We start from the raw sequence: 26,173 nt of genomic DNA on the forward strand, positions 1-26,173 counted from the left end.
CTAGAAGGCGCGCATGGCTCCTCCTCCGCTTCTGCGCCTCGATGGCGTCCGCCTCACCTTCGGCGGCACGCCGCTCTTCACCGATGTCGAACTCGGCGTGCTGCCGGGCGACCGCATCGCGCTCGTCGGCCGCAACGGCTCCGGCAAGTCGACCCTCCTCAAGATCGCCGCCGGCATCGTCGAGGCCGATGGCGGCGAGGTGTTCCGCCAACCCGGCGCGACCATCCGCTATCTCGCGCAGGAGCCCGACTTCGGCGACGCCGTCAGCGTCGAGAGCTATGTCGCCGCGGGCCTCGGCCCCGCCGACGATCCCTACCGCGTCACCCGGCTAATCGAGGGCCTCGGCCTTCGCGCCGACGCGCGGCCGGGCGACCTCTCCGGCGGCGAGGCGCGGCGCGCGGCGCTGGCGCGCGTTCTGGCGCCCGAACCCGACATCATCCTTCTCGACGAGCCGACCAACCATCTCGACCTGCCGACGATCGAATGGCTGGAGGACGAGATCCGTTCGATCCGCTCGGCCGTCGTCACGATCAGCCACGACCGGCGCTTTCTCGAGCGCACCACGGGCGCCACCGTCTGGCTCGACCGCGGCACCGTGCGGCGCATCAACGAGGGGTTCGGCGCCTTCGAGGCGTGGCGCGACAAGACGCTGGAAGAAGAAGAGCGCGACCTGCAGAAGCTCGACCGCAAGATCGTGCGCGAGGAGCACTGGCTGCGCTACGGCGTCACCGCGCGGCGCACCCGCAACGAGCGCCGCCTCGCCGCGCTTCACACGATGCGCTCCGACCGGCGCAACGCCCGCCGGGCCGTCGGCACGGTGGAAATGGCGGCCGGCGAGACCCGCGAGAGCGGCAAGCTGGTGATTGAGGCGAAGACGATCTCGAAAGCCTATGACGAGCGCATCCTCGTCAAGGATTTCTCGACCCGCATCCAGCGCGGCGACCGCGTCGGTTTCGTCGGGCCGAACGGCGCGGGCAAGACGACGCTCCTCAAGATGCTCATCGGCGAGGCGCAGCCCGACAGCGGCACGGTGCGCCTCGGCACCAATCTCGACCTCGCCTTCCTCGACCAGAAGCGCGCCAGCCTCGACGACACGCTGTCGGTTTCGGAAGCGCTGACGGACGGGCGCGGAGACCAGGTGATGGTCAACGGCGAGGCGCGCCACGTCGCGGGCTATCTGAAGGACTTCCTGTTCCAGGCCGAGCAGATCCGAACGCCCGTGGGCAATCTCTCGGGCGGCGAGCGCGCCCGGCTGCTTCTGGCCAAGACCCTGGCGACGCCCGCCAATTTCCTCGTGCTGGACGAGCCGACGAACGATCTCGACATGGAGACGCTTGATCTCCTTCAGGAGCTGATCGCCAATTATCCCGGCACGGTCATGCTCGTCAGCCACGACCGCGACTTCCTCGACCGCACTGTGACCTCGGTGATCTCGCCGGACGGCGGCGGCAAGTGGCTCGAATATGCCGGCGGCTATTCCGACATGGCGGCGCAGAAGCGCGGTGCCGAGAAGGAGGCCAAGACCGCCGCGAAAGCCAAGGTCGCAAGCGGAGGGTCGTCATCCTCCTCGTCTTCGGCGGCGGCGAAACCCACGTCCGGCGCCGCCGCGAAGCTCTCGTTCAAGCAGAAGTTCGCGCTGGAGAACCTGCCGAAGGAGATGGCGAAGTTCGAGGCGGCGATCGCCAAGGCCGAGCGCGAGATGGCCGATCCCGCCCTCTTCGCCAAGAACCCGGACCGCTTCTCGACGCTCGCCGCCGAAAGCGAGGCGCACCGGACCAAGCTCGCGCAGGCCGAAGACGAATGGCTGGCGCTCGAAATGCTGAAGGCCGAGATGGAGGGCTGACGCCCCGTCAGTCGATCCCTCCGGTAAAAAAGGGACCGATGCAGCCTGCATCGGTCTCTTTTGGTTAGTCCGTAAGGGTCGGGATCAGTCGGTGAGGTCGGCCGGCACCTTGCCGCCGTTCTCGGCGAGCTTCTTCATCAACGCCTTGTGCAGCCAGACATTCATCGTCGCCGAGTCCGACGTGTCGCCGGTGTAGTGCAACTCGGCTGCGAGTTCCTTGCGCGCACCGATGCTGCTGTCGAGATCGAGCGCCTTCATCAGATCGACGATGGACTTGCGCCAGTCGAGCGGCTGGCCCTTGGCCTTCACCGCACCGTCGAGCATCGCGGCGACGTCGACGGCCTGCGCCGACGTCGGCGCCGCCGTTGGCGCCGACGTCGGCGCGCCGGGCTGCGGTGCGGCCGGGGTCGAAGCTGTCGGTACCGGAGCAGCCGGCGTCGGCGCCGCTGGGGTCGGGGTGGTCCCGGTCGGTGCAGGTGCGGCAGGCTTGGGCACGGGAGCGGCTTCCGCATGCGTGCCGAAGATCGCGCCCTTGATCTTGTCGAAGATACCCATGGTCGTCTTTCCCTCTGGTCGCCGCCTGCAGGTTGCGGATCGAAAGGGGAAGCGGGAAAGCACCGGGATCGTTCCCATCGGGCTTCGCCGACGTTCACCGGAAACTTACCATGTTCGCCCCAAGGTGAAGCACGCGGTCCATTCGGCGTTCGGCTATGATCGCGTTCGACGAGGCGGGGACTACGATCGATGCGGCATAGCGTTTGGACGGCGGGATCGAACCTTCGGCGCAGCACCCCGATGGCGCTTCTGGCGCTGGCCCTCTGGAGCGCGTTCGGCACCCTGCCCGCCGCCGCCATCGAGACGGCGGCCCGCAACGCCATCCTCGTCGATTTCGACACCGACACGGTGCTTTTCGAGAAGAACGCCGACGACGAGATTCCCCCGGCGAGCCTGTCGAAGCTGATGACGCTGGCGATCATCTTCGACCAGCTGAAGTCCGGCGCCATCCGGGCCGACGAGACCTTTCCCGTGTCCGAATATGCCTGGCGTACGGGGGGCGCGGCGTCGGGCGGCTCCACCATGTTTCTGCCGCTCAACTCGCAGGTCAGCGTCGACGACCTGATCAAGGGCATCGCCATCCAGTCCGGCAACGATGCGACGATCGTCGCGGCCGAAGGCATTGCCGGCAGCGTTCCCGCCTTTGCCGAACTGATGAACGCCAAGGCGCGCGAACTCGGCCTCACGCACTCGCACTTCGCCAATCCGCACGGGCTGCCCGACCCCGGCCAGCGCGTCTCCGTGCGGGACCTCGCGACGCTCGCGACCTACCTGATCCGCACCTATCCCGAACACTATCCGCTCTTCTCGGAAGAGGAGTTCACCTTTAACGGCATCAAGCAGCGCTCGCGCAACCCGCTTCTCGCCTTCGGCGCGGACGGCCTGAAGACCGGGCACACGGCCGAGGCCGGCTACGGGCTCGTCGCCTCGGCCAAGGACGAGAGCGGCCGGCGCATCGTCTTCGCGATGACCGGGATGAAGACGGTGGGCGAGCGCGCCACCGAAGCGCGCGCCATGCTGACGACGGGCCTGCGGGGCTTCGAGAACGTCGTGGTGCTGAAGGACGGCGCGGTGGCGGGCGAGGTCGCGGTCACCGGCGGCACCGGTTCGAGCGTTCCTGTCAAGGCAGCCCGCGAGGTCCGCTTCCTCGAACCACGCGGATCCGGCGCGCCCTACAAGAGCGAGGTCGTGCCCGTCGGCACGCTGGAGGCGCCCGTCGCGGAAGGGCGCCGCGTCGCCGTGCTGCGGGTCACGCGCGACGGCAAGACGATGCGCGAGGAGCCGCTCTATGCGGCGGCTGCGATGGAGGAGGCCGGATTGTTCCAGCGGATCCAGGAGACGGTCATGAGCCACTTCCGGTAGTCCGCCACGCCGGACGAACTTCCCCGGGGGACGAGTGCCCGATCAGGCCAGCTTGCGGAAGGCGAACACGAAGTCGGTGGCGGAAAGGCCCCAGCGCGCACGGGTCAGGCCCCGCAGCACGCCGCTCGCGACCTGATAGGCCGCGTAGGCGGTCTTCGAATAGGCGCGAAGCAGCTTCAGCTGGTCGCCGACATAGTGCTCCTCGAACTCGATCCGGCAGCGGTGATCCCCGAGGAGATCGACGATCCGCTCCGGCGAGGCGTCGCCGGCATGTTCCACCGCATAAGGCGCCGAGCCCGGTTGCCCGGCGTCGGGGCGTCCGAGCACCCGACGGTAGAACTGGACGTGGAACCAGTGCGGCGTCAGGCGCGTCACCAGTCCCTTGAGCGAGCGCAGTTCCGGTCCGCGTACGACGACGAGACCGTTCGGCCGCAAAGCCGGCAGCGCCTGCAGAAGCGCGGCGCCGGGGTCCGCCATGTGTTCGAGCGTGTTCCAGAAGACGAGGATGTCGAACTTGCGGGCGCCGTAATCCATCGACTGCGCGTCGCCGACGATGACGTCCGACGCGTAGCGGTTGCGCTCCAGCGCATCCTCGCAGACGTCGACGACCGTATAGCGGGCGTTGGCCATCGGAACATGGGTCTTGGCCCCGCCGCCGATCTCGAGGATATCGAGGGTGCGTCGGCGTGGAACGGAGCCTTTCATATACTCGGTGAAAGCGGTGGGCGCGGTCTCTGCCATTCTACATTCTCCCGAAAGCGAGAAGGGAACGAGACGGCCAGTGGACGACCGCGGCATCCAATGGGACCGACCCTACGATCAAAAAGACACTGACGTGAAGCTTAAAATTGTAACGGGCACACGCTGGCTCCAACCTGACGCCGTGGCCTCGTCGCCACGTGGGCGCGCCGATCATCGAACGGTCCGTCCTCCCCGTTCGGCGACGACGGCCTTGACGCAGCGCACAAAAACGACGATATCGGTCTCGTGATGCCGCGTTTGCGCTGCGCCCGCTTTTTGATCCGCACTTCCAAGCTGGATATCTGACGAGCGCCCGCCGGACCTTTTACTTGTCCGGCCGCGGCCCGTGCCGTTCCGATCCTGCGCAGGATCGTCCGGCCGCTTCACGGACCCTGCGGGGTCCGTACCCCAAGTCAAAGGCATTCCTTGACCCAGACCACTTTCCAGGCGCTCGGCCTTGCCGACGTGCTTCTGTCCGCTCTCGGCCAGATGGACATCACCATTCCCACGCCGATCCAGGCGCAGGCCATTCCCGCGGTCCTGAAGGGCCGCGACGTGCTCGGCATCGCCCAGACCGGAACCGGCAAGACCGCCGCCTTCTCGCTGCCGATCATCGACGCGCTTCTCAAGGCCGGCGGTCGACCGAAGGCCAATTCCACCAAGGTCCTGATCCTCGCGCCGACGCGCGAACTCGCGGTGCAGATCGCCGAGAACGTCAAGGGCTTCACCGTGGGCACCCCGATCCGTCACATGACGGTGTTCGGCGGCGTCTCGATCCGTCCGCAGATGCAGTCGGCCACGAAGGGCGTCGACATCGTCATCGCCACGCCCGGCCGCCTGCTCGACCTCATCGACCAGCGCGCCCTGACGCTGGCCGACGTGCAGCACCTCGTGCTGGACGAAGCCGACCGCATGCTCGACATGGGTTTCGTGCGCGACATCACCCGCATCGTGAAGATGCTGCCGGTGAAGCGCCAGTCGCTGCTGTTCTCGGCCACGATGCCGCAGAACATCGCCTCGCTCGCCGCCAAGATCCTCAAGGATCCGATCCGCGTCGAGGTGACGCCGGAAATCGTGACGGTCGAGAAGATCGACCAGAGCGTCTATCTGGTGCCGCAGAAGGCCAAGAAGCATTGGCTGATCAAGCATCTGCCGACCTTCGAGAAGGCCGTGATCTTCACGCGCACCAAGCACGGCGCCAACCGTCTTGCGGAAGATCTGGCCAAGGCCGGCATCGGCGCAGCGGCGATCCACGGCAACAAGAGCCAGGGCGCCCGCCAGAAGGCGCTCGGTGAGTTCCAGACCGGCAAGATGAAGGTTCTCGTCGCCACCGACATCGTGGCGCGCGGCATCCATGTCGACGACATCAGCCACGTCGTGAACTTTGACCTGCCGGAAGAGGCCGAGTCCTACGTCCACCGCATCGGCCGCACCGCCCGCGCCGGCAAGTCCGGCATCGCGGTCACGCTGTGCGATCCCGGCGAGCGCGCCAAGCTGCGACAGGTCGAGAAGCTGACGGGCCTGCGCTTCGACGTGCAGACCTCGGAATTCTCCGACGCCTCGGCCTTCGCCGACGAGCCGCGCGAGTCGCGCGGTCCTCGCCAGCCCCGCGGCGGCTCGGGTCGTCCGGGCGGCGCGAAGCCGGACAGCCAGCGTCAGGCCCCGCGCGGCGGCAAGCCGGGCGAGCGTCGCGGCAAGCCGCAGGGCGAGCGTTCCTTTGCCCCGCGCGGCGAGGGCCCGCGCTCCGAAGCGTCGCGCGGCGAAGACCGTGCGGCCCGTCCGAACGGTGGTCGCGGTCGCAGCCGTGGCGGCAGCGGTTCGCGCGCCGTCGGCTGATCGGCCGATCCTGCCATCACGAGACAGGGGGCGTCCTTCGCGGGGCGCCCTTTTTCGTTGGCGGCGAGACCCCGCATGCGAGCGGAAGGGCATCCAGCGGTTGCGAGCATCGCCCCTCCCCTCCATATGGCCAAAAAGCCGATTTCGAGAATGGAGCACGACGTATGGCCGAGACCGTGAAGGTCGACATTCCGCACAAGCTGACGCGCGAGACCGCGAAGGCGCGGATCACCGAGGGCTTCGGGCGCATCCGCAGCGAAGCCACGGGCGGAATGCTGAAGTTCGAGGACCAGTGGACCGGCGATCATCTCGACTTCCGCGCGAAGATGATGGGCCAGTCGATCGTCGGACGCCTCGATATTCTCGACGACCACGTGCATGTCGAGCTCGACCTGCCGGGCTTCCTCGCCGCGATCGCCGGCAAGCTCACCGGCAAGATCCAGAAGGAAGGCCAGGTTCTCCTCGAGAACAAGACCACGGTGGCCTGAGCCGGCCGATCAGGGCGTTGCGGACGCCAGACTGTTCAGGGTGGCATTGTCGGCGATGACCGTGCCGCCCTTCAGCGAAGACCCGGCAATGGTGCGGATGGTGCCAAGGCCAGGAAGCACCGAGCCGACCTTCACGCGCATCAACTCGTCGCGCGTCGCCAGCAACGCCTCGTTCTGGAAGACCATGACGATCTGGTAGTCGCCCGGCATCAGCGCGCGGCTTCGCACGACCTGCGGTGCGGGAATGGCGCCGTCGGTGTTCACCGATCCCGTCGCGATCGCATCGAGCTTCTCCGGCATGTTGGCGATCGCCGCCTGCTGGAAGAAGTCCGGCGAGCGCACGGAGATGACGTAGGACACGGTGAAGAAGCTCGCCGATCCGAGCGCCAGGGCGACCGAGGTCAGGCCGACCACCCAGTCGGCGACGCTCCATTCGCCCTCGCCCCTGTTGAACAGGCGTCCGTCGAGAAATGAACCCTTTCGCAGGGTCGGTGCAAGATCGGTCATGGCAGCGGAAGGCTCCTTGCGTGAAGCTGAAGCATCGCCCATGCCGCGTTAACGAAGATTGGCGATCACGGCGGGCGGTCGCACGCATCTCGACTTAGGGTTGACGATCGGTAAAGACCGGCCGAAGGAACGGCGCACGTCGGCAGGAAACGGGATGGAACGATGATCTTCGAGCGACGACGGGAGCGACGCAACGCCACCCGCCTGCGGCCCGCCAAGCTCCTGACCGAAGGCGGCCGGTTCCTCTGCGACTGTGCCCTCATCGAGCGCTCCTCCACCGGTGCGCGCATCCGCGCGTTCGCCCCGGTCGGGGAGACCTTGCCCGAGGAGCTGTTCTTGTTCGACGAGGTCGAGGCTTTCAAGTGGCGGGCCCGCATCGTCTGGGCGCGCGGTGCCGAGATCGGCCTGACCTTCGCCTCAGCCCCTGAACAGGTGGATGCGAACGAACAGCATCGCATCGCCGGCCGCTTCTATGCCGTCGCGCCCTGACCCCCGTTCGTAGAGGCTTTGACGCAGAAAGGCCCGCCCCGGTTCCCCGGAGCGGGCCTTTCTCCTTTCAACGGGGGCGGTCAGTGCGCAGGGACCGCCTCGATCGAGTTGGTCTCGCTGGTGGCCGGGCCCAGCGGCTCGATCTTGCCGTTCAGCGCCGCATGGAGCTGATCGGTGTCGAGTTCGCCCTCCCAGCGCGCCACGACGATCGTCGCGACGGCATTGCCGACGAGGTTGGTCAGCGCGCGGCATTCCGACATGAAGCGGTCGATGCCGAGGATGAGGGCCATGCCGGCGACCGGCACGGAGGGAACCACGGAGAGCGTCGCGGCCAGTGTGATGAAGCCCGCGCCGGTGATGCCGGCCGCACCCTTCGACGACAGCATGGCGACGAGGAGCAGCAGAACCTGGTCGGTGAGCGAGAGGTCGATGTTCGTCGCCTGGGCGATGAACAGGGCCGCGAGCGTCATGTAGATGTTGGTGCCGTCGAGGTTGAACGAGTAGCCGGTGGGGACCACGAGCCCGACCACCGACTTCTTGCAGCCGGCCGCTTCCAGCTTCTCCATCAGGGTCGGCAGCGCCGCCTCCGACGAGGACGTGCCGAGGACGAGGAGCAACTCCTCCTTGATGTAGCGAAGCAGCGCGAAGATCGAGAAGCCGTTGTAGCGGCAGACCGCGCCGAGGACGACCGTCACGAAGAGGATGGCCGTGAGGTAGAACGTGCCGACGAGCATGGCGAGGTTCGCCACCGAGCCGATGCCGTATTTACCGATGGTGAAGGCCATGGCGCCGAAGGCGCCGATCGGGGCGGCTTTCATCAGGATGCCGACGAGCTTGAACATCGGAGCCGAGACGGCCGTCAGGAAGGCCGTGACGGGCGCGCCCTTCTCGCCGACCATGGCGAGCGACAGGCCGAACAGGACCGAGAAGAACAGGACCTGCAGGATGTCGCCGGAGGCGAAGGCACCGACGATGGTCGTCGGGATGATGTTCTGCAGGAAGCCGGTGATCGTCTGCTCGTGCGCCTTCGAGGCGTAGTCGGCCACGGCCTTGGCGTCGAGCGAGGCCGGGTCGATGTTGAGGCCGGCGCCGGGCTGGACGAGATTGCCGACGATGAGGCCGATGATGAGGGCCAAGGTCGAGAAGGTGATGAAGTAGAGCATCGCCTTGCCGGCGACGCGGCCGACCTTCTTCAGATCGCTCATTCCGGCGATGCCGGTGGCGACGGTGAGGAAGATCACCGGGGCGATGATCATCTTCACCAGCTTGATGAAGGCGTCGCCGAGCGGCTTCATGCTCGCGCCGAGGTCGGGATAGAAGTGCCCGAGCGTGATGCCGAGCGCGATCGCCACGAGCACCTGCACGTAGAGCTGTGCGTAAAGCGGCTTGCGGCGGGCGGGTTCGCTCCGCACGATGGGTATGGATGCCATTCGAGTGCCTCCCGGTTGTCGTTCACACGGGGCCTCCCGGCGTCCGCATGCGGCGGGCCTCTGCGTCTCGCTACACGGCCCGCCAACACCTCTGCAAGCACCGTGCCAGCTCTGCGCAGGGCTGCCATTCCGCTGGCGCACGGCTCTTGGATGTCCTGTACGCGCTTATTTTCCATGGGATCAACGCGGAATTCCGCCCACCCAATCCACCGAATGTGCGATCTTCCGCACATGCCTGACGTGCTCCCCCTTTCGCGCCGAAACGCCCTGCGGCTTGCCGGGATCGTCTGCGCCCTCGCCGTGGCGGCGGCGGTCTGGATCGCGGCGGGCATCGTCGGTCGCACGGCGGCACTCGACGATGTGAGGATGCAGGCCGCAGCCTCGATGCCGCTGGCCGCATCGGTCCTGCGCAGCGAAATCGCCAAGCAGCGCACCGTCCCCCTCGTGCTCGCCGGCGACCCCGACATCCACGTCGCACTGAGCGCGCCGACACCGGCACGCCTCGCGGTCGTCGATCGTCGCCTCGCGGCGCTTGCGGCGACCACCGGCGCCAGTGTCCTCTATCTCCTCGACCGGACGGGGCTGACGGTCGCCGCCAGCAATTTCAGCGAACCCACGAGCTTCGTCGGTAGCGACTACCGGTTCCGCCGCTACTTCACCGGCGCCATCGCGGAAGGCGCGGCCGAGCAGTATGCCCTCGGCACGGTGAGCCGGCGGCCCGGCCTCTACCTGTCGCAGCGCGTCGATGCGGACGGCACGGCGCTCGGCGTGGTCGTGCTGAAGGTCGAACTTGCCGATGTCGAGAGCGACTGGCACACGAGCGGCAACCTCGTCTTCGCCAGCGACGATCGCGGCATCGTCCTCGCCACGAGCCGCGACGCGCTTCGCTATCGGACCCTGCACCCGATCGACGGGATGCTCGCCGCGGGCATCCGCGAGAGCCTGCAATTCGGCGGCGCGCCGCTGACGCCAATGCCGCTCGGGCCCGACCGCGATGGCCTGACGACGCTCGGCGAGAACGGCGGCGCGCCGCGCTACCTCGCACTCGATCAGCCCCTCGGCGATCCGCGCCTGCCCTGGCGGCTGCATCTCTTGGCACCGGCCGATGCAGCGATGGCAATGGGCATGGCCTCGGCGCGGCGACAGGCGCTGGCGCTGGCCGCGGTGGCGCTCACCATCGGCATCTATCTCGTGCGCCGCCGCCGCCGGGCGCTTGCTCGCCAACGGAACCTGCGCCGTGCCGCCGACGAGTTGGAGCGGCGGGTTCTGGAGCGCACCGGCGAGTTGCGCGAAGCCAACGGGCAGCTCAAGGCGGCGATCGCCGCGCGCGGGATCACCGAGCGGCGGCTCGACGAGTTGCGGATCGATCTCGAACAGGCGAACCGGCTGGCAACGCTCGGCCAGATCACGGCAGGCGTCGCGCACGAGATCAACCAGCCGCTGGCGGCGATCCGCACCTATGCCGAGAATGCCGACCGGTTCCTGGCACGCGGCGACACGCCAACGGCCCGCCAGAACCTCGCCAGCGTGGTCGGCCTGACCACGCGGATCGGCGCCATCACCGAGACGCTGCGCGGCTTCGCCCGGCGGGGCCACGGCGAGATGGAGACCATCGTCGTCGCCGATGCGCTGGACGGCGCCGAGATGGTGCTGCGCGGGCTCCTCGACGGCGCCGGCGTCGTGCTGGTCCGCGATCCCGCTCTGGCGACGCTGCGGGTCCACGGGGAGCGCATCCGGCTGGAGCAGGTGCTTGTCAACCTCCTGCGCAACGCCGTCGAAGCAAGCACCGACCGGCCATTGCCGCGCATCGCGATTTCGGCCGAGCGTCATGGTGAGGACATTCTTTTCCATGTCGCCGACAACGGCACCGGGATCGCCCCGGAAGCCCTGCGCACCCTGTTCACCCCCTTCTCGACCACTAAAGCGCGCGGCCTCGGGCTCGGCCTTGTGATCGCCAAGGACATCTTGAGCGAATGGGGCGGCGATCTCTCCGCCGAGAGCCGCCCGAACGAGGGCGCCACGTTCACGCTTCGACTGAAGGCCGCACCATGAGCCAGACCATCGATAGGCCGAGCGTCGCCTTCGTCGACGACGACGAGACGCTTCGCGATGCCAACCGGCAGACGCTCGACCTCGCGGGCTTCACGCCGATGACCTTTCCCGACGGCGAGAGCGCGCTGGCGGGGATTACGGCAGAATTCCCAGGCGTCGTCGTCACCGACATCCGCATGCCCGGCATGGGCGGGCTCGAACTCTTCCGGCGCTTGCGGGCGATGGATCCCGACCTGCCGGTGATCCTCGTCACCGGCCATGGCGACGTGGCGATGGCGGTGGATGCGCTGCGCGAGGGGGCCTACGACTTCATCGCCAAGCCCTATGCCACCGATCGCCTCGTCGAGAGCGTGCGCCGCGCCACCGAGAAGCGTCGGCTGGTGCTGGAAAACCGGCAGCTGCGGGCGCTGGCCGAGCGCGCCGCCGACGACGACATGCCCCTGATCGGCGAAAGCCCCGGCATGGAGCGGCTGCGCCGCACGCTGCGGCAGATTGCCGACGCCGACGTGGATGTGCTCGTCGAGGGCGAGACCGGCTCGGGCAAGGAGGTCGTCGCCAGCCTCCTGCATCGCTGGAGCCGGCGAGCTCCCCGCCCCTTCGTCGCGCTGAATTGCGGCGCGCTGCCGGAAACGGTGATCGAGAGCGAGTTGTTCGGCCACGAGGCCGGCGCCTTCACCGGCGCTCTGAAGAAGCGCGTCGGGCGTATCGAACATTCGAGCGGCGGCACGCTGTTTCTCGACGAGATCGAATCGATGCCGCCGGCCCTGCAGGTGAAACTGCTGCGCGTTCTCGAAACCCGCGAGGTCGAACCGCTCGGCACCAACCAGCGCCGGGCGGTGGATCTTCGCGTCGTCGCCGCCGCGAAGGTCGATCTCGGCGACCCCACCGCCCGCGGCTATTTTCGCGAAGACCTGTTCTACCGTCTGAATGTGGTGACCGTTCGCATTCCACCGCTGCGCGAGAGACGCGACGACGTGCCCCTGCTCTTCGCGCATTTCCTGGCCCGCGCCGCGGAGCGCTTCCGCCGCGAGTTGCCGCCGCTGTCGAGCGGCGTCGCGCGGCGACTGGCCACCCACCTCTGGCCCGGCAACGTGCGGGAACTCTCGCACTATGCCGAGCGCGTCGCCCTCGGTCTCGGCGAGGACGACGCCGATGTGCCGGCTGCGGGATCTGCCGGGCTGACGCTTCCCGAGCGCGTGGACCGGTTCGAAGCGGGCGTGATCCGCGAGACGCTGGCCAACGAGGGCGGTGACGTGCGCAGGACGATCGAGGCGCTGGGCCTGCCGCGAAAGACGTTCTACGACAAGCTCCAACGCCATGGGATCAGCCGACGCGACTTCCTGCAATCCGAGGACTGAGTGTCTCGCTCAGGCGACGCCGCGAATGGCCTCGATCACCTTGCCGAGCTTCCGCGCGCCTTCGTCGGTCAGGGTGCCGCGCTCGCCTTCCGGCTCGAGAAGACCAGCGCTCTCCATTTCCTTCACGCCTTCGGGGTCGGCGTGATGGCCCTTTCCATCGTCGAGTACGACCCGCGTCACGCTCTCGCCACTGACGAGGGAATGATAGGCGGCGAAGGTGAGGATCGAGAGAGCGTGATCGCTGAGCGGGGTGTCGGACATGGTGCCTCCGTACATATTCATGCGTGTGGAGAGACAATGCATTCCGATCGCAGGCGCTCCGCACCCGTGGCGATGTTTCGCAGGCGCCGAACTTCCCGTCCGGCCTTCTCGACAGCGCCACGAACTGGCCTTACCTCACACGCCCCGACCGGCATGGCATGGACGATGACGACGCAGACCAATCCCGAACTCAGCGCTCTCATTCACGAGGTGCTCGAAGCCAATCTCCTGAAGTCGGGCTCCCGCGAGCGAGCCGTGGCCGAGCGGGTCGCCGAACTCGGCATCGGCAAGCTGCCGCCGGAGGAGCGCGACCTTTTCGAGCGGGCCGTCCTGCCGATCCTCGCCAAGCCGCTTCGCGAGCAGATCGCCGTGGCCTCCATCATCCAGCGCGGCGGCTACGTGCCGAGAAAAATCGACTACTGAACGCGGCCGCATCGGCCTCGTGCAGCCCTGATTCGCTGGCAGACGATCGCAATTTTCGTAAAGGTTTCAGCAACCCTCGAACCCGGCGCAGAGCTTGCGGCGCCGGGGTTTCAGCCTTCTGTCAAGCCGTGGAAACGAGCGATCGACACGCTATGTGCCGGCTTCGAATTGACGGAGACGACGCATGCCCCTGCACCCCGAACCCGAACTCGCGATCCTCATCGCCGAAGCCATCGACGCCGGCCTGCTGAAGCATGGAACGTCCGAACACAAGATCGCCTGCCTCTTCGCCACCAAGGGTCAGGGGCGGCTGACGCCGACCGAGCGACGCACCTTCGAGGAGCGCGTGCTGCCGATCCTCTCCAAGCCCATCGAGACGCAGATCTTCATCCAGTCCCTCGCGCGCCGCGCCAACCGGGTGCCGCGCCGCGTCGCCGTGTGAGGCCGACGGGCGGCGCGTCCGCACGCCGCCGAAACATCCCGCGTCCATCGAAAGCCAGTCAGCCGAAGGCGAGGATGTGGTTGTCCCAGACGACCTCGGCTCGCCGCATCGTCTGGGCCATGTCCGGCAGGTGACACACGGCCCCGTTGCCCCCGGTGGCCATCAGGCCGGTGAGGGAGGCATCCGGCGCCAGCCCGCAGCCTTCCTGCAGCGACAGGCTCTCGATCGTCGCGCCCGTCGCCGTATCGAGGACGAGCACGGTGTTGCCGCGCGGCGAGGCGAAGGCAACGCGCGATCCGTCGCGCGAGCAGGCGACCGACCCGACATAGTTGGCGAGCGCGCCGACATGCGCCTCGTCGAGATCGGCCAGCCGCAGCGTCTCGCCCGGCCGGGCGCAGCCGGCCAGCACCGGGCGTTCCGTTTCCGGACCCTCGTACTGGCAGCCGAACCAGACCGCGCCGCCCGCGTCCACCGCGAGATGGCGGATCGACAGCTGGTGGAGATCGGCTGGAAGCACGTGCTTGTCGAGGATCTGCCCGTCGCGGCGGCGGATGAAGACGAGCGAGGGCTCCATCGTCGCAAGGTTCAGCTTCTGGCGTCCGAAATCGGGATGGGTCTCGATCCCGCCATTGGCGACGACGATCGTCTCGCCATCCGGCATCAGCAGGGCCTCGTGCGGGTCCATGCCGCCGGTCTCGAACTCGCCGATCTTGGAATAGCCCGCCCGCACGTCGTAGACGCCGATGAGGCCGCGCGCAGCGTCGTAGTCGTTCTCGGTGGCGTAGAGCAGCGCTCCGTCCGGCGAGAAGAAGCCGTGGCCGAAGAAATGCCGCCCCTCCTGCGAGACGATCGTGGTCTCGGCCTTGCCGCTGCGCGGATCGAAGACCGCCGCGAAGGTGGCCGGGCGCCGGGCGAAGACGACGGCGCGGCGCGAGACGGGATCGAAGGTGACATCGTGGCCGCGATCGGGCAGGTCGATGCGCGAGAGGATCCGCCCGCGCTCGTCGAAGACGGCGCAGGCCGAGCCGCCCCCCGGCAGGTCGCAGGCACTGGCGAACAGCATGTCCGAACGCTCGATCGCCTCGGCGGCGCCCGGCGCGAGCGTCGCAAGGAACGCGGCGCCCGCGCCTTTGAGGAAGGTGCGGCGGTCGAGCGGCCGGATCAGTGCCATGGACGGATCTCCCGAGGCACCGGGGATGCGCCGATGCGAAGTTGCGCTTTGGAAGAACGGAGCGGCGCCGGAGCCGATCCAACGACATCGGTTCGCCGGATGTGCTTCCGATCTTGGTCAAGTCCGCTTCGTCCGACGACGAAGCGGGCTCCGCCTCGTCTGGAAAGGCTTCAATCGCCGTCGAGCGAGGAGAAGCCGGCGGAGACGCCGAGCGCCGGCGCGACCTCGGTGGCGAGCGTCGATTCGATGCCGCGGATTTCCAGCACCATGGCCTGCAGGGTGCCGTGGCCGTTGGGCGTCGCGGCCGCATCGGCGGGCGTCGGGGTCAAGGTTGCGAGCGAGCTGCGAAGGGTCTCGAATTCCAGTGTGACCGAAGCGGGAACCCAGCTCGAATCCTCCGGCAGGATGTCGAAGAGGCCCGAGCCCAGCATCAAGGCGCTCAGGCCGTCGAGATCGGCCTGCAGGACGGCGGCGTCGAGGTCCGAGCGGTGGAAGAGGAAGAGACCCGGCTTCGCCTCCGCCACGCTCTTGCCGATGCCGGGCAGGATGCGCAGGTCCCGCACCGCCTCCAGCCCGTGGATTGCAGTGCCGAGAATCTCCTGCAGCGCGTCGTTCGCGGTGCGGTAGTTCGGGTCGGCGGCGCTCGGCTGGATCAGCCGGCGTCCGATGCCGTCCGCAGCTTTCCATTCGACCGCGACATTGGCCGCCATGTCGCGAAGGTTGGCGGCGACGCCGCGCGCATAGCGACAGCGGAAGTCGCCGGCCGGGGTGGCGAGGTCGTCGGACCCCGTGCCGAACAGGAGCGCCTCCAGCGCCGTCAGCCCTTGCACCGCGACGCTCTTGGCGTGGAGCCCGTCGGGATCGACGGCCGCCGCGTCCTGTCGCGCCAGGATCTCACCGACCTGCCGCAACGCGACGCCGCGCCGGTCCGGCCAGAACAGGAAGCGCTCGATGCGGTTGTCCTGCGCGATCGGGCCGAAGCGAACGAACTCGATGGCGCCGAAGGCCCGCGCGAGATCGCCGAAACGCAGTCGGACCGCATCGAGCGCCGCCGGCGACGGCGCCGCGCAGAGCGCCGCGGTGGTCTCGGCCGCATCGGCCGACGCCTTGGCAAGAGCGTCGTAGCCCGGCCGGATCACGTCCTCGACCGCGCGGCGCACGACCTCCTCACGCGTCGTGGCCGGCCGGGTTTCGGGCGCCACTGCCAGCGCCGGCGCGGAAGCTGCGAGGGCGAATGCCAGCATGGGCAGCGAAAACAGCAAGCGCATCACAGCGACTCCAGAAATGCGAGGACGGCGGCACGGTCGGGCGCGGCCATGGCGGCGAAGGCGTCGCGCGCCCGCTGCGCCTCGCCCCCATGCCAGAGGATCGCCTCGGTCGCGTTGCGCGCCCGCCCGTCATGCAGAAGAAGCGTGTGCCCGCTCACGGTCTGCGTCAAGCCGATACCCCAGAGCGGCGGCGTGCGCCATTCGGCGGGTCCGGCGTCGCCCACCGTCGAGCCGTCTGCAAGCCCCTCGCCCATGTCGTGCAGGAGAAAGTCGGAATAGGGCCAGATGAGCTGGAAGGCCCGTGCCTTGTCCGGCGCCGCGCGGCTGGTGACGAATTTCGGCGTGTGACAGGCGGCGCAGCCCGTCTCGTAGAAGAGCTGCTTGCCGCGTAGCACCTGCGGGTCGCCGATCGCGCGACGGGCGGGAACGGCGAGGTTCTGCGAGTAGAAGGTGACGAGGCCGAGCACGGGATCGGGCGCCTCGACATCGCCGAGACGCGGCTGAACGCCGGTGGGCGCCTCGCGGCAGGCGGTCTGCGCCGGCATGCAATCGCCGTAGGACGCTTTGAAGAGAGGCGTCGAGATGCCGATGTCGCCGGCAAACGCATCGGCCGACTGGATCTCGATCGTCGGCGCGCTGGCCTTCCAGCCGAAGCGGCCGAGGACGAGATGCCCCGTCCCGTCCGGCACCATCGAGGCGCGGCCGGATACGCCGTCGCCGTCCCGGTCGTCGGGGTCGGCCTTGGCGAGAATGTCTTCCGCTGCGATCGCCTCGACGAGGCCGAGGCCGATCATCGGTGGAGCGTTGCGCGGCGAGAGGATGGTCTTGGGATCGAGCGGCCCGTAGCCGAGATCGACGGCGCTGTAGGTCGGGCGGCGCAGCGGCACGATCGTTCCGTCGCCGAGTTGCACAGGCTCTTCGGAATACTCGATCCGCATCTGCCCTTCCGGTGCCAGACCCGGCACGGCGAAGGTCTGGAGCTGGCCACCATAGACGGGATCGGGAATGCGCGGCAGCGCATGGCTGGCGAGGATCTGGCGCTCCTCGTCGGTCTCTGCGGGCTTTGACAGCCGCAGGAACATCGAGGTCGAGTCCTCGCCGGCCAGCGGCGGATGCCCGCGCCCGTCCTTCAAGTGGCAGGACTGGCAGGAGCGCGCGTTGAACAGAGGTCCGAGCCCGTCGGAAGCGGCGGTGGACGAGGGAGACGAGACCCAGAGCTTACGAAAAAGGGCGTTGCCGAGCTTGAAGCGCTCCTCGCCCTCGAAGCCGATATTGGCGGCCGATTGCGAGAAGCTGTCGCGGTTCACCAGCTTGCGGCTGGTGCCGGCGCCGCCCTGCATCTCCTCGAAGGCTTCGGCCTTGGTGAAGTCAGTGGTCGGCTTCGTCACGGCGACGACGCGCTTGAGATCCTTGGCGTCGAGATCGCCGCGCACCGGCAGGTCCAGCCCGAAACCGGCCGTGACCGGAAGCGCCGCACCGAGAGTCGCGACGAGACCCAGCACCCAGAGACCGCGCACGGCACCCACCATCGTCGTCTTTCGCTTCGAGCCGATCCCGGCGGGACGGCGGCTGCTCTCGAACGGCATCGAGCCGCCGCATCAAGACGATGCGGCGGCTCGGCTCTTCGATCCCGCGTGGTCCTACTGGAAGACCGCGTTCGTGTTGTCGAGGCTGTCTGAGCCCTCGATCGTGACATTCTCGATCTCAAGCGCCGATACGGCGCGCTCGATCGAGCGGGTCTGCGTCACCAACGCATCGATCGCGGCCTGGACGCGCGCGTTGCCGGCCTCGTTGCCTTCGGCGATCTGCTGGTCGTAGGCCTCGCCCTTCTCGGCGGCATCGACGATCTGCTGCTGGGCGGCGATGCTGGCGTCGATCTTGGCCTTGATCTCGGCATCGACGGCCGGATCCTTCGCCGCCACGAGATCGGAGATCGACGGCCCCTCGACGATCGATCCGTCGAGGCGCTGGTAGCGCCCGTCATAGACGTTGCGGATGCCGATTACGTCGTTGAAATGCGAGATGTGCGTGTTGTCGGAGAAGCAGTCGTGCTCCTCTTCGGGATCATGAAGCAGCAGGCCGAGCTTCATCCGCTCGCCCGCCAGTTCGCCGTAGGACAGCGAGCCGAGGCCGGTGAGGATGGCGGGAATGCCCACCGCCGGGTCGTCGGTCATCTGCTTGCGCGCCGCCCCGCCGTCGCGCCAGTCGCCGACCATCTCCTCGAGATCGGACACGAGCAGCGTCACCGCGGCGTTCAGATATTCGCCGCGCCGGTCGCAGTTGCCGTTGGTGCATTCGGTCCGCGAGTAGTCGGTCCAGGGGCGGTTGCCGGCGCCCGGTCCCGTGCCGTTCAGATCCTGCCCCCAGAGCAGGAACTCGATCGCATGGTAGCCCGTGGCGACGTTCGCCTCGACGTCGCCGGCTTCCTGCAGCTTGTCCTGCAGGAGTTCGGGCGTGATCTCCGTGGTATCGACCACCTCGCCGCCGACCGTGATCTGCTTGTTGGCGATCACGTTGGCCGTGTAGAGCGAGTTGGTGTCGGAATCCGAGCCGTAGGCCGGGCTCACGTAGTCGATGAGACCCTCATCGAGCGGCCAGGCATTCACCCGGCCCTCCCAGTCGTCCACCACCGGATTGCCGAAGCGGAAGGCCTCGCTCTGCTGGTAGGCGGGGCGGGCCGCCTTCCAGGCGAGCCGCGCCTTGTCGAGCGTTTCCTGCGATGGATTCACGATGAGCGCGTCCGTCGCCTGCTTCAGTGCCTGCGCGCCGATCAGCGCGTCCTCGTAGGTGGAGAGGGCGATGTCGGAATAGGTCCGCAGCACTGCTGCCGGCTCGGCCGTTGCCGTCTGTGCAAGGGCCGGCGCGAACGGCATGGCGGCGCTGGCTGACAGGAGAAGTGCCGATATCAGGCGGTTCGTTGGGGTCACCGTGCGGATCCTTCTCCAGCCCCCGCGCCGATCTCGAAGAGCCCTGCTCGGCCCGGCGTGGTTCTGCCGTGGGCTCCTAGGCTTCACTCCCTTTGAAGTCAACTGCATCGCTCATGTTCATCGGTCTCGACTTACTTGCCGGACGCCGAAGCTTGGAAGCATTCCAAAGTTGCATCATGGTCGACGCAAGTCTTCCGAGGTTCGAGCTAGCCGCGACATCTCGTCCAGCACCGCGCGCCAGGCCGAAACCGGCACCGCGAGACCCGACCGCCCCGTCTCCTCGCCCGCCACTGTGATGCCCACCAGGGCGCCGGTCGTCCGCGCCGTGAGCGGCCCGCCGGAAAAGCCGTGCGGCGCACGGCAGTCGGTGGCGATAAGGCCCAGCGGCGCGCGCGGCAAACGGGCGCAGGCGTCGGATCGGCCGAGGCGATAGGGCCGGTCGCGCGCGAACCCGAGCGACATCAACGCCTCGCCGGCGGCCGGCTCGTCCGCCAGTTGCGGCAGCGCGATCGTCGGCGGCGCCTTGGTCTTCAGTTCGAGCAGCGCCCAATCGCGGGCGAGCGTCTCGATCGGCCGGGAGGGATCGTAGAGCGGATCCGTCCGGTAGGCGGTCGCGACCGTGTGAAACGCGTAGGCGCCCCGGTCGAAGCCAAGGAGGACATGGATCGCCTCGGCGGGAAGCCAGCGGTTCACGCGCGGATTGAAGACGCAATGCGCGGCGGTCAGCGCGATGCGACGGGTGAGGAGGATGCCGGAGCAGAAGGCGCCCGCTGAGTTGTTGATCCGCGCGACGGCAGCGCCAAGGTCGTCTGCGCGCACCGGGTTCGCCGGCAACAGGGCTGCGAGCAGCAGGCAGACGAGGCGGATGGACAATCTCATCGCGTGCCGATGCGCCTTCCCGGCCGCGCCCACAAGCCGAGACCTTACCAGCAGATGAAATTTGACGGCGGCGCTGGAAGCGTCGGTGTCGCAGGCGCATGTTCGTCCCCGTCCGCCCCCGCTGGTCCCTCGGCCCGCATCGCGACGGACGCATCGGCCGGGAACGGCCCAGAGGGCGAGCGAGCGCGACATGAACAGCGAAGAACGTCAGATGATCGAGGGGCTTTTCGATCGGCTCGGCGAGGCCGAACGGCAGGCCCCGCCGCGCGACGCGGAGGCCGAGAGCTTCATCCGGGACCGCATCGCGGCCCGCCCGGCGACGCCCTATTTCATGGCGCAGACCATGATCGTGCAGGGCGAGACCCTGAAGGCGGCGCAGGCCCGCATCGAGGAGCTGGAGCGCTCGCTGCGCGATCAGCCCGCACCCGCCGGCAGCGGCGGCAGCTTTCTCGGCGGCCTCTTCGGCGGCGGCAGCGGCGCTCGGGAACCACAGCGCTCTCCCGCTCCGACGCCGGCTGCGAGGTCGAGCGGCTACGGCGGTCCTGCGCCCGGCCCCTGGGGCTCCGCACCCGCTGCGGCGCCGATGCAGGCCGCGCCCATGGGCGGGCGCTTCGGGGGCGGCGGTGGCTTCCTGGCCGGCGCCGCGCAGACCGCCGTGGGCGTTGCCGGTGGCGTCATGCTCGGGTCGATGCTCGGCAACCTCTTCGAGGGCAGCGGCCACTCGTTCCTCGGGGCCGGCGCGTCGGCGCTGGGGTCGGGAAGCGAGACGGTGGTCGAGAACAACGTCACCGAAAACTTCTACGGCGCGCCGGCCGACACGAGCGGCATCGACAACGCCAACTCCGACGCACCCGACATCGAGAACGCCGACTATGACAGCATGGACATGACGGATCTCGACGGCAACGACGACATCTGAAACCGGCAGGGGTCGCGGCGGCCAGCCGCCGCGACCCGAACCACCGTCAGCTGGCGCGTTCGCTTTCGAGGAAGGCATCGATGCGCCCTTCCCGGCCGGCGCCCGTCAGCAGGTAGAGAACGAAGATCGCCGCGACGAGACTGCCCGCGATGATCGGCGCGGTCCACGCGCCTTCGGCGATCCGCACAACGATCAGCGTCGCGCAGGCGATCGCGCCGAGGGCCGGCACCACGACCGGCACCTCGAAGGCTCCCGGCTTCTCGCCCGGCCGGCGCTTCAGCACGATGAGCGAGACGTTGACCACGGTAAAGACGCCGAGCAGCAGCAGCACCGTGGACGAGGCGAGCGCCGCGATGTCGCCGACGAGCGACAGCACGATGACGATGGCCAGAAGCACGCCGATCGCGACATAGGGTGTGTGCCGGGTCGGATGAACCCGGCCGAGCGCCGCCGGCAGCAGACCCTGCTTCGACATGCCGTAGAGGAGGCGCGAGGCCATCACGTAGTTGACGAGCGCGGTGTTGGCGACGGCGAAGATCGTGATGCCCGCATAGACCCCGGTCGGGAACCACGGCGCCGCCCGCTCGATGACGAGCGTGAGCGGACCCGACGCCTCCGCCAGTTCGCGCCAGGGCACGACGGAGACCGCGGTGATGGCGATGGCGATGTAGATCGCGGTGGCCATCAGCATCGCCGAAATCATCGCGATCGGCATGGTGCGCTCGGGGTTCTTCACCTCTTCCGAGACGTTCAGCATGTCCTCGAAGCCGATGAACGAGAAGAAGGTGAGCACCGCCCCCTGTGCCACCAGCAGGACGACCGAACCCTGCAGGGCACTGCCGTCCTCGTTCGTCGGGAACTCTAGGAGGTTGGCGTTGCCCCAGTAGGAGACGCCGACGGCGATCACGAGAAGGAGGCCGAAGGCCTCGACGACCGTGCAGACGGCGTTCAGCCAGAGCGACTCGGAAATGCCGCGAAAGAGAACGCCCGCCAGCAGCACGAGGAAGCCGATGGCCAGAAGGCTGAGCGGCGCGTCGATGCCGAGAGCACCCGCGAAGTTGCGGGCGACGACGTTCGATTGCGTGGCGATCGAGGTCAGGCCCGAGCAGACGACGGCGAGGCCCACGACGTAGGAAACCATCGGCCGGCCGTAGGCGCGCTGCGTGACGTAGGCGGCGCCGCCGGCTCGCGGATGGCGCGAGGCGATGGAGGCGTAGGACAGGCCGGTGAGCAGCGCGGCGACCATCGAGACGAGGAAGGCGAGCCAGACGGCGCTGCCGAGCTCGCGTGCGGCTTCGCCGATCAGGCCGTAGATGCCGGCGCCCAGCATCGAACCCAGACCGAACAGCGTCACCTGCGGCAGCCCGACCGCCCGTTTCAGTCGGGCTTCGCCGGCTGAAGTCTCTTGCGTTCCCGCCATCCCCGCTCTCTCCTTGCGACATTCCGTCTCAAGACAGTAGCGCGGACTCGGCCCGAGCCAAGCCGAATCACGGCAAAAATGCGGCAGCCGTCAGGCGGCCGTAAGTTCGGCGAGCCTGTGAGGGATCTCGTCGAGCCGGTCGAGCACGAGATCGGCGCCCAGCGCATCCGCGCCCTTCGCCGTATAGCCGCCGCGCATCGCGACCACCGGCATGCCGGCGGCCTTCGCGGCATCGACGTCGTTCTCGCTGTCGCCGACGAACAAGGCCTCCCCCGGCTCGATGCCGAGTTCGCGGCAGGCGAAGACGAGGAGATCCGGCGCCGGCTTCTTGCGCGGGCCCGCATCGCCCCCGACAACGATGGCCATGCGATCGGCCAGCCCGAAATGGGCGAGGATCTCCGCGGTCTCGGCGCCCGGCTTGTTCGTGACGACCCCGATCGCGATCCCGGCCTCGTCCAAGAGGCGCACCGCGTCGCTGGCGCCGGCATTCAGCGTCGTCAGTTCGGTGGCCCGGGCGCCGTAGATCGCTAGATAGCGCTCGGCGATCTTGTCGCGGGTGGCGACGTCGAGCGGCTTGTCCAGCGCCTCGTAGGCCCGGCCGATCAGCACCTGCACCCCGGCGCCCACCATGTGCCCCACCGCTTCGAGCATGAAGGGCGGTTCGCCGAGGCTCGCCAGCGTCTCGTTCAGCGCGGCGTGGATGTCGGGGAGCGAGTCGACGAGCGTCCCGTCGAGATCGAACAGCACGGCCTTCGGCCAGACGGGCGCGGCGCTCAAGACCGACGGCCCCGACGGCTTGCGGACGGATCGAAACGGCGCATGGCGGATCTCCGGCGGAAAGGGTCAGACCTTATCCGGCCTTGCCGCGCCGCCCGCAACCCGCCGGGCGCCCAAGCACCCGTCACCTTGCTCCGAATTCATGCAGCCGGCGGCGGCGTTCCGTGCGAGGCTCGCCGATCCGACGGGTTCTGAGGGAGAGTGACGATGGGCAAAGGCAGCCGCGAAGACAAGAAGCCGAAGAAGGTCGTGGAAAAGGGCAACGCTTCGGCCCCGAGCATCAAGGGACTGCCGGCCGGGCCGGTCAAATCCGTCGCCGCGCCGAAGATGGCGGGTCAGGAAAAGAAGAAGTAGGACCGCTCCGCCGCCGGCGTCAGTCCGCCGGCGGCTCGATCACCGCAAGCGTGATCCAGCGGGCCACGAGGGCCGGCTTGGCCGAGCCCTCGATCTCCACCGCCGCGTCCCAGGCCGACTGGACGCTGACGGCCCGCTCCGTCAGAGCCTTCAGCTGGAAGGTGCCCCGCACCCGGGCGCCCGAGCGAACGGGTGTCAGGAACCGGACGCTGTCGAAGCCGTAATTGACCCCCATCTTCGTGCGCTCGACGCCCGGCATCGCGCCATAGGCGAGGATCGACAGCAGCGAGAGCGACAGGAACCCGTGGGCGATCGTGCCGCCGAACGGCGTCTCCGCTTTAGCCCGCACCGGATCGACATGGATGAACTGGTGGTCGTGCGTGGCCGTCGCGAACGTGTCGATCATCGTCTGATCCACGGTCAGCCAGTCGGACACGAAGGTCTCGCCGTCGAGGTACCCGCGATAGATGTCGATCGGCACCAGCCGCGGCGCCTTCGGTTCGTTGGCGGTCATGTCGCGATCCTGTCGTCGGTTTGCTCGCCGGGTTCTAGAGCGTCGGCGCCGATGCGTCGACCGGCGCGGAACGCCCGGCATGGCGCGAAATGCGCAACGATGGACCGCCATTCGCGGCCTTCCATGCGAACGCTTCCTTAACGGTGTCGGCAAGTTGCAGCGGAACCACAACCCTGAGCAACATTATAGCAAGTTCAGCTTGGCATCTTCGCATCGTTCGGTTCCGCCCGATGGATGCGCCGCTGCGCGGCATTCACGCGGTCGGCGTCGAACCTTTACGTTTCGAAAAGCGAGGTTCGCATGCGCTTCAAGCCCCGGATGTCCATCCGCCTGAAGGTCACCCTGCTGGCGCTGGCCGGATTGGTCGCCCTGTTCGCCGTCAATCTCTGGCAGGTCCGTCACACGATGCTCGCCGATGCCGAGGCCAAGGGCATGGCGGTGCAGGACGCTAACATGCGCGTCGCCTGGGAGGTCATGGGCAAGTACGGCATGCAGTACCGGCTCGACGGCACCGACCTGAAGATCGGGGTGCGCACCCTCAACGGCTTCACCGAGCCGGTGGACCGGATCAAGGCTCTCGTCGGCGGCGTCGCCACGATCTTCGCGAACGACACGCGCATCGCCACCAATGTCGTGAAGCCGGACGGCACGCGCGCCATCGGCACCAAGCTTACGGCCGCGCCGGTCATCGAGGCCGTGCTCAAGAGCGGCCAGCCCTATCGCGGTGAGGCCACCGTCCTCGACCAGCCCTATTTCGTCGCCTACGATCCGATCAAGGACGCGAGCGGCAACGTCGTCGGCATCCTGTTCGTGGGAAGCGAGAAGGCGACCTATCTCTTGGCCGTCCACGACCTCATCCAGTCGATGGCGGCGACCAACCTCGCCATCCTCGGAACGGTCGCGCTCCTCGTATTCCTCGTCACAGGCCCCCTCTTCCGCCCGCTCGGTGTTCTCCGCGCCGATGTGCTGCGCATGGCCGAGGGCGATCTCGTCGCCGGCATCGCAGCCTCGAAATCCCGCGACGAGATCGGCGACCTGCAGCGGGCTATGGCGACGATGGCGGGCAACCTCTCGGGGATCGTGCGCGACGTCCGGGGTTCAGCGGCGCAGGTGGCTTCCGGCTCGATGCAGTCGGCCGCGACCGCCGACCAGCTCTCGTCCGGCTCGACCGAACAGGCCGCAGCGTCCGAACAGGCCTCGGCGGCCGTCGAGGAGATGACGGCCAACGTTCGCCAGAACGCCGACAACGCATCGACCACCGAAAAGATCGCGGCGCAGGCCAGCATCAGCGCCGAGAAGACCGGCGCGGCGGTGGCGCTCTCGGTCGAGGCGATGCGGACAATCGCCCAGAAGATCCAGGTCGTGCAGGAGATCGCCCGCCAGACCGATCTGCTGGCGCTGAACGCTGCGATCGAGGCGGCCCGCGCCGGCCAGCACGGCAAGGGTTTTGCTGTCGTCGCCTCCGAAGTGCGCAAGCTCGCCGAGCGTTCGCAGCAAGCCGCAGCCGAGATCGGTCAGATGTCGGCTCAGACGCTGGCGGCGTCCGAAGAGGCCGGGCACATGCTGCTGCAGCTGGTGCCCGATATCCAGCGCACGGCCGAACTCGTCACCGAAATCTCGGCGGCGTGCCGTGAACAGTCGGTCGGCATCGACCAGATCAACCAGGCGATCCAGCAGCTCGATCAGGTGACGCAGGCGAATGCCGGCGCGGCGAACGAAATGGCGGCGACGTCCGAGCAGCTCTCGGCCGAGGCCGGCCGCCTCGACGAGCGTGCGGCCTTCTTCCGCATCGAGGAGGGCGCCGCGGCCCATCCGGCACCCGTCGCCGAGACGTTGGCTCCAGCGACGATCCCGGCGAGCAACGTGCGGACCTTGAAGGCGCGCGCCGACCGCGTCGCTCGCGAGACGCGACCGGCGGGAAAACGCCCGGTGGTCGCCACCTCGAGCGGGTTCGACATCGATCTCGACGCGTCCGGCGGCTTCGAAAAGATGAGCGCCTGAGCCAAGGCCGTCCACAAGAACGAAGGCCCGGTCGCATCAGCGGCCGGGCCTTTTCGCGTCGTCACTTGGCCTACAAACCACGCCCTCCCCGACATCGCGAGAGCAACCCTCGTCCCGAACCGCCCGACGCAAAAAGGCCCGGCGGTATCCGCCGGG

General features: G+C 68.2%; 25 protein-coding genes. 12 read left to right on the top strand and 13 right to left on the bottom strand.

The features are described from left to right. Positions 1–13: 13 nt before the first annotated feature. Complete coding sequence (locus AUL33_RS03860) at positions 14–1,843, top strand: ABC-F family ATP-binding cassette domain-containing protein (RefSeq protein WP_062203942.1); 1,830 nt, start codon at positions 14–16, stop codon at positions 1,841–1,843. An 84-nt stretch (positions 1,844–1,927) separates the two neighbouring features. Here the strand turns inward: AUL33_RS03860 and AUL33_RS03865 are convergent, their stop codons facing one another. Continuing rightward, positions 1,928–2,398, bottom strand: coding sequence for a DUF3597 domain-containing protein (locus AUL33_RS03865; protein ID WP_062203945.1), 471 nt, complete (start codon positions 2,396–2,398; stop codon positions 1,928–1,930). A 189-nt stretch (positions 2,399–2,587) separates the two neighbouring features. Between AUL33_RS03865 and AUL33_RS03870 the strand changes: the two genes are divergently transcribed. Then, positions 2,588–3,760, top strand: coding sequence for a D-alanyl-D-alanine carboxypeptidase family protein (locus tag AUL33_RS03870; protein WP_244491952.1), 1,173 nt, complete (start codon positions 2,588–2,590; stop codon positions 3,758–3,760). Positions 3,761–3,802: 42 nt separating this feature from the next. Here AUL33_RS03870 and AUL33_RS03875 read toward each other — a convergent pair whose 3' ends face one another. Beyond that, positions 3,803–4,501 carry a bifunctional 2-polyprenyl-6-hydroxyphenol methylase/3-demethylubiquinol 3-O-methyltransferase UbiG gene (locus tag AUL33_RS03875; RefSeq protein WP_062203952.1) on the bottom strand — a complete coding sequence of 233 codons (699 nt, stop codon included), beginning with the start codon at positions 4,499–4,501 and terminating at the stop codon, positions 3,803–3,805. 426 nt (positions 4,502–4,927) lie between these two features. Between AUL33_RS03875 and AUL33_RS03880 the strand changes: the two genes are divergently transcribed. Further along, on the top strand, positions 4,928–6,337 hold the full coding sequence (locus tag AUL33_RS03880) for a DEAD/DEAH box helicase (protein ID WP_062203955.1): 1,410 nt from the start codon (positions 4,928–4,930) through the stop codon (positions 6,335–6,337). Between the two features lie 164 nt (positions 6,338–6,501). Continuing rightward, on the top strand, positions 6,502–6,825 hold the full coding sequence (locus AUL33_RS03885; protein ID WP_062203959.1) for a polyhydroxyalkanoic acid system family protein: 324 nt from the start codon (positions 6,502–6,504) through the stop codon (positions 6,823–6,825). Between the two features lie 9 nt (positions 6,826–6,834). Here the strand turns inward: AUL33_RS03885 and AUL33_RS03890 are convergent, their stop codons facing one another. Then, positions 6,835–7,332 (bottom strand): hypothetical protein, encoded by a 498-nt coding sequence (locus tag AUL33_RS03890; RefSeq protein ID WP_062203962.1) that lies wholly within the window; start codon positions 7,330–7,332, stop codon positions 6,835–6,837. Positions 7,333–7,494: 162 nt separating this feature from the next. Here AUL33_RS03890 and AUL33_RS03895 point away from each other — a divergent pair, with 162 nt between their 5' ends. After that, positions 7,495–7,821 (top strand): PilZ domain-containing protein, encoded by a 327-nt coding sequence (locus AUL33_RS03895; RefSeq protein ID WP_062203966.1) that lies wholly within the window; start codon positions 7,495–7,497, stop codon positions 7,819–7,821. Positions 7,822–7,901: 80 nt separating this feature from the next. On the opposite strand, the gene AUL33_RS03900 is transcribed toward AUL33_RS03895, so the two are convergent. Next, positions 7,902–9,251 (bottom strand): dicarboxylate/amino acid:cation symporter, encoded by a 1,350-nt coding sequence (locus AUL33_RS03900; protein ID WP_062203968.1) that lies wholly within the window; start codon positions 9,249–9,251, stop codon positions 7,902–7,904. Between the two features lie 231 nt (positions 9,252–9,482). Here AUL33_RS03900 and AUL33_RS03905 point away from each other — a divergent pair, with 231 nt between their 5' ends. Together AUL33_RS03905 and AUL33_RS03910 are read left to right on the top strand one after the other, a co-directional pair. Then, a complete protein-coding gene (locus AUL33_RS03905; RefSeq protein WP_192843129.1) occupies positions 9,483–11,303 on the top strand; it encodes an ATP-binding protein in 1,821 nt (606 codons plus the stop codon). Then, positions 11,300–12,661 (top strand): sigma-54 dependent transcriptional regulator, encoded by a 1,362-nt coding sequence (locus tag AUL33_RS03910; RefSeq protein WP_062203974.1) that lies wholly within the window; start codon positions 11,300–11,302, stop codon positions 12,659–12,661. The genes AUL33_RS03905 and AUL33_RS03910 overlap by 4 nt, the downstream gene beginning before the upstream one ends. A gap of 9 nt (positions 12,662–12,670) precedes the next feature. On the opposite strand, the gene AUL33_RS03915 is transcribed toward AUL33_RS03910, so the two are convergent. Then, positions 12,671–12,922 (bottom strand): hypothetical protein, encoded by a 252-nt coding sequence (locus AUL33_RS03915; RefSeq protein ID WP_062204182.1) that lies wholly within the window; start codon positions 12,920–12,922, stop codon positions 12,671–12,673. Positions 12,923–13,087: 165 nt separating this feature from the next. On the opposite strand from AUL33_RS03915, the gene AUL33_RS03920 reads away from it, so the two are divergent. Further along, positions 13,088–13,345 (top strand): hypothetical protein, encoded by a 258-nt coding sequence (locus AUL33_RS03920; protein ID WP_156419271.1) that lies wholly within the window; start codon positions 13,088–13,090, stop codon positions 13,343–13,345. Between the two features lie 184 nt (positions 13,346–13,529). Then, entirely contained in the window at positions 13,530–13,787 is a 258-nt protein-coding gene (locus AUL33_RS03925; protein ID WP_062203978.1) for a hypothetical protein, read from the top strand. A gap of 58 nt (positions 13,788–13,845) precedes the next feature. Here the strand turns inward: AUL33_RS03925 and AUL33_RS03930 are convergent, their stop codons facing one another. From AUL33_RS03930 to AUL33_RS03950, 5 genes are all read right to left on the bottom strand, one after another. Continuing rightward, positions 13,846–14,958: a DUF1513 domain-containing protein gene (locus AUL33_RS03930; RefSeq protein ID WP_062203981.1), complete on the bottom strand. Its 1,113-nt coding sequence runs from the start codon at positions 14,956–14,958 to the stop codon at positions 13,846–13,848. Between the two features lie 170 nt (positions 14,959–15,128). After that, positions 15,129–16,226: an imelysin family protein gene (locus AUL33_RS03935; RefSeq protein ID WP_062203984.1), complete on the bottom strand. Its 1,098-nt coding sequence runs from the start codon at positions 16,224–16,226 to the stop codon at positions 15,129–15,131. Continuing rightward, positions 16,226–17,755, bottom strand: a complete 1,530-nt coding sequence (locus AUL33_RS03940; protein ID WP_244491954.1) for a di-heme oxidoredictase family protein — start codon at positions 17,753–17,755, stop codon at positions 16,226–16,228. The genes AUL33_RS03935 and AUL33_RS03940 overlap by 1 nt, the downstream gene beginning before the upstream one ends. Before the next feature lie 111 nt (positions 17,756–17,866). After that, positions 17,867–19,099 (bottom strand): imelysin family protein, encoded by a 1,233-nt coding sequence (locus AUL33_RS03945; RefSeq protein ID WP_062203990.1) that lies wholly within the window; start codon positions 19,097–19,099, stop codon positions 17,867–17,869. A gap of 228 nt (positions 19,100–19,327) precedes the next feature. Next, positions 19,328–20,065, bottom strand: coding sequence for a serine protease (locus AUL33_RS03950; protein ID WP_192843130.1), 738 nt, complete (start codon positions 20,063–20,065; stop codon positions 19,328–19,330). Positions 20,066–20,222: 157 nt separating this feature from the next. Here AUL33_RS03950 and AUL33_RS03955 point away from each other — a divergent pair, with 157 nt between their 5' ends. Next, a complete protein-coding gene (locus AUL33_RS03955) occupies positions 20,223–20,951 on the top strand; it encodes a DUF2076 domain-containing protein (RefSeq protein ID WP_062203997.1) in 729 nt (242 codons plus the stop codon). Positions 20,952–20,997: 46 nt separating this feature from the next. Here the strand turns inward: AUL33_RS03955 and AUL33_RS03960 are convergent, their stop codons facing one another. Then, positions 20,998–22,371: an APC family permease gene (locus tag AUL33_RS03960; protein ID WP_062203999.1), complete on the bottom strand. Its 1,374-nt coding sequence runs from the start codon at positions 22,369–22,371 to the stop codon at positions 20,998–21,000. A 90-nt stretch (positions 22,372–22,461) separates the two neighbouring features. Continuing rightward, positions 22,462–23,148: a phosphoglycolate phosphatase gene (gene gph / locus AUL33_RS03965; RefSeq protein WP_062204004.1), complete on the bottom strand. Its 687-nt coding sequence runs from the start codon at positions 23,146–23,148 to the stop codon at positions 22,462–22,464. 207 nt (positions 23,149–23,355) lie between these two features. Here gph and AUL33_RS22475 point away from each other — a divergent pair, with 207 nt between their 5' ends. Continuing rightward, complete coding sequence (locus AUL33_RS22475) at positions 23,356–23,502, top strand: hypothetical protein (RefSeq protein ID WP_192843131.1); 147 nt, start codon at positions 23,356–23,358, stop codon at positions 23,500–23,502. Between the two features lie 19 nt (positions 23,503–23,521). On the opposite strand, the gene AUL33_RS03970 is transcribed toward AUL33_RS22475, so the two are convergent. Further along, the gene (locus AUL33_RS03970) at positions 23,522–24,016 is read right to left on the bottom strand and encodes a MaoC family dehydratase (protein WP_062204006.1); all 495 of its coding nucleotides are present in this window, start codon (positions 24,014–24,016) and stop codon (positions 23,522–23,524) included. 300 nt (positions 24,017–24,316) lie between these two features. On the opposite strand from AUL33_RS03970, the gene AUL33_RS03975 reads away from it, so the two are divergent. Further along, positions 24,317–26,017, top strand: a complete 1,701-nt coding sequence (locus AUL33_RS03975) for a methyl-accepting chemotaxis protein (RefSeq protein WP_062204010.1) — start codon at positions 24,317–24,319, stop codon at positions 26,015–26,017. Positions 26,018–26,173: the final 156 nt, after the last annotated feature.

The organism is Aureimonas sp. AU12 (assembly GCF_001463705.1).
Taxonomy (GTDB): domain Bacteria; phylum Pseudomonadota; class Alphaproteobacteria; order Rhizobiales; family Rhizobiaceae; genus Aureimonas.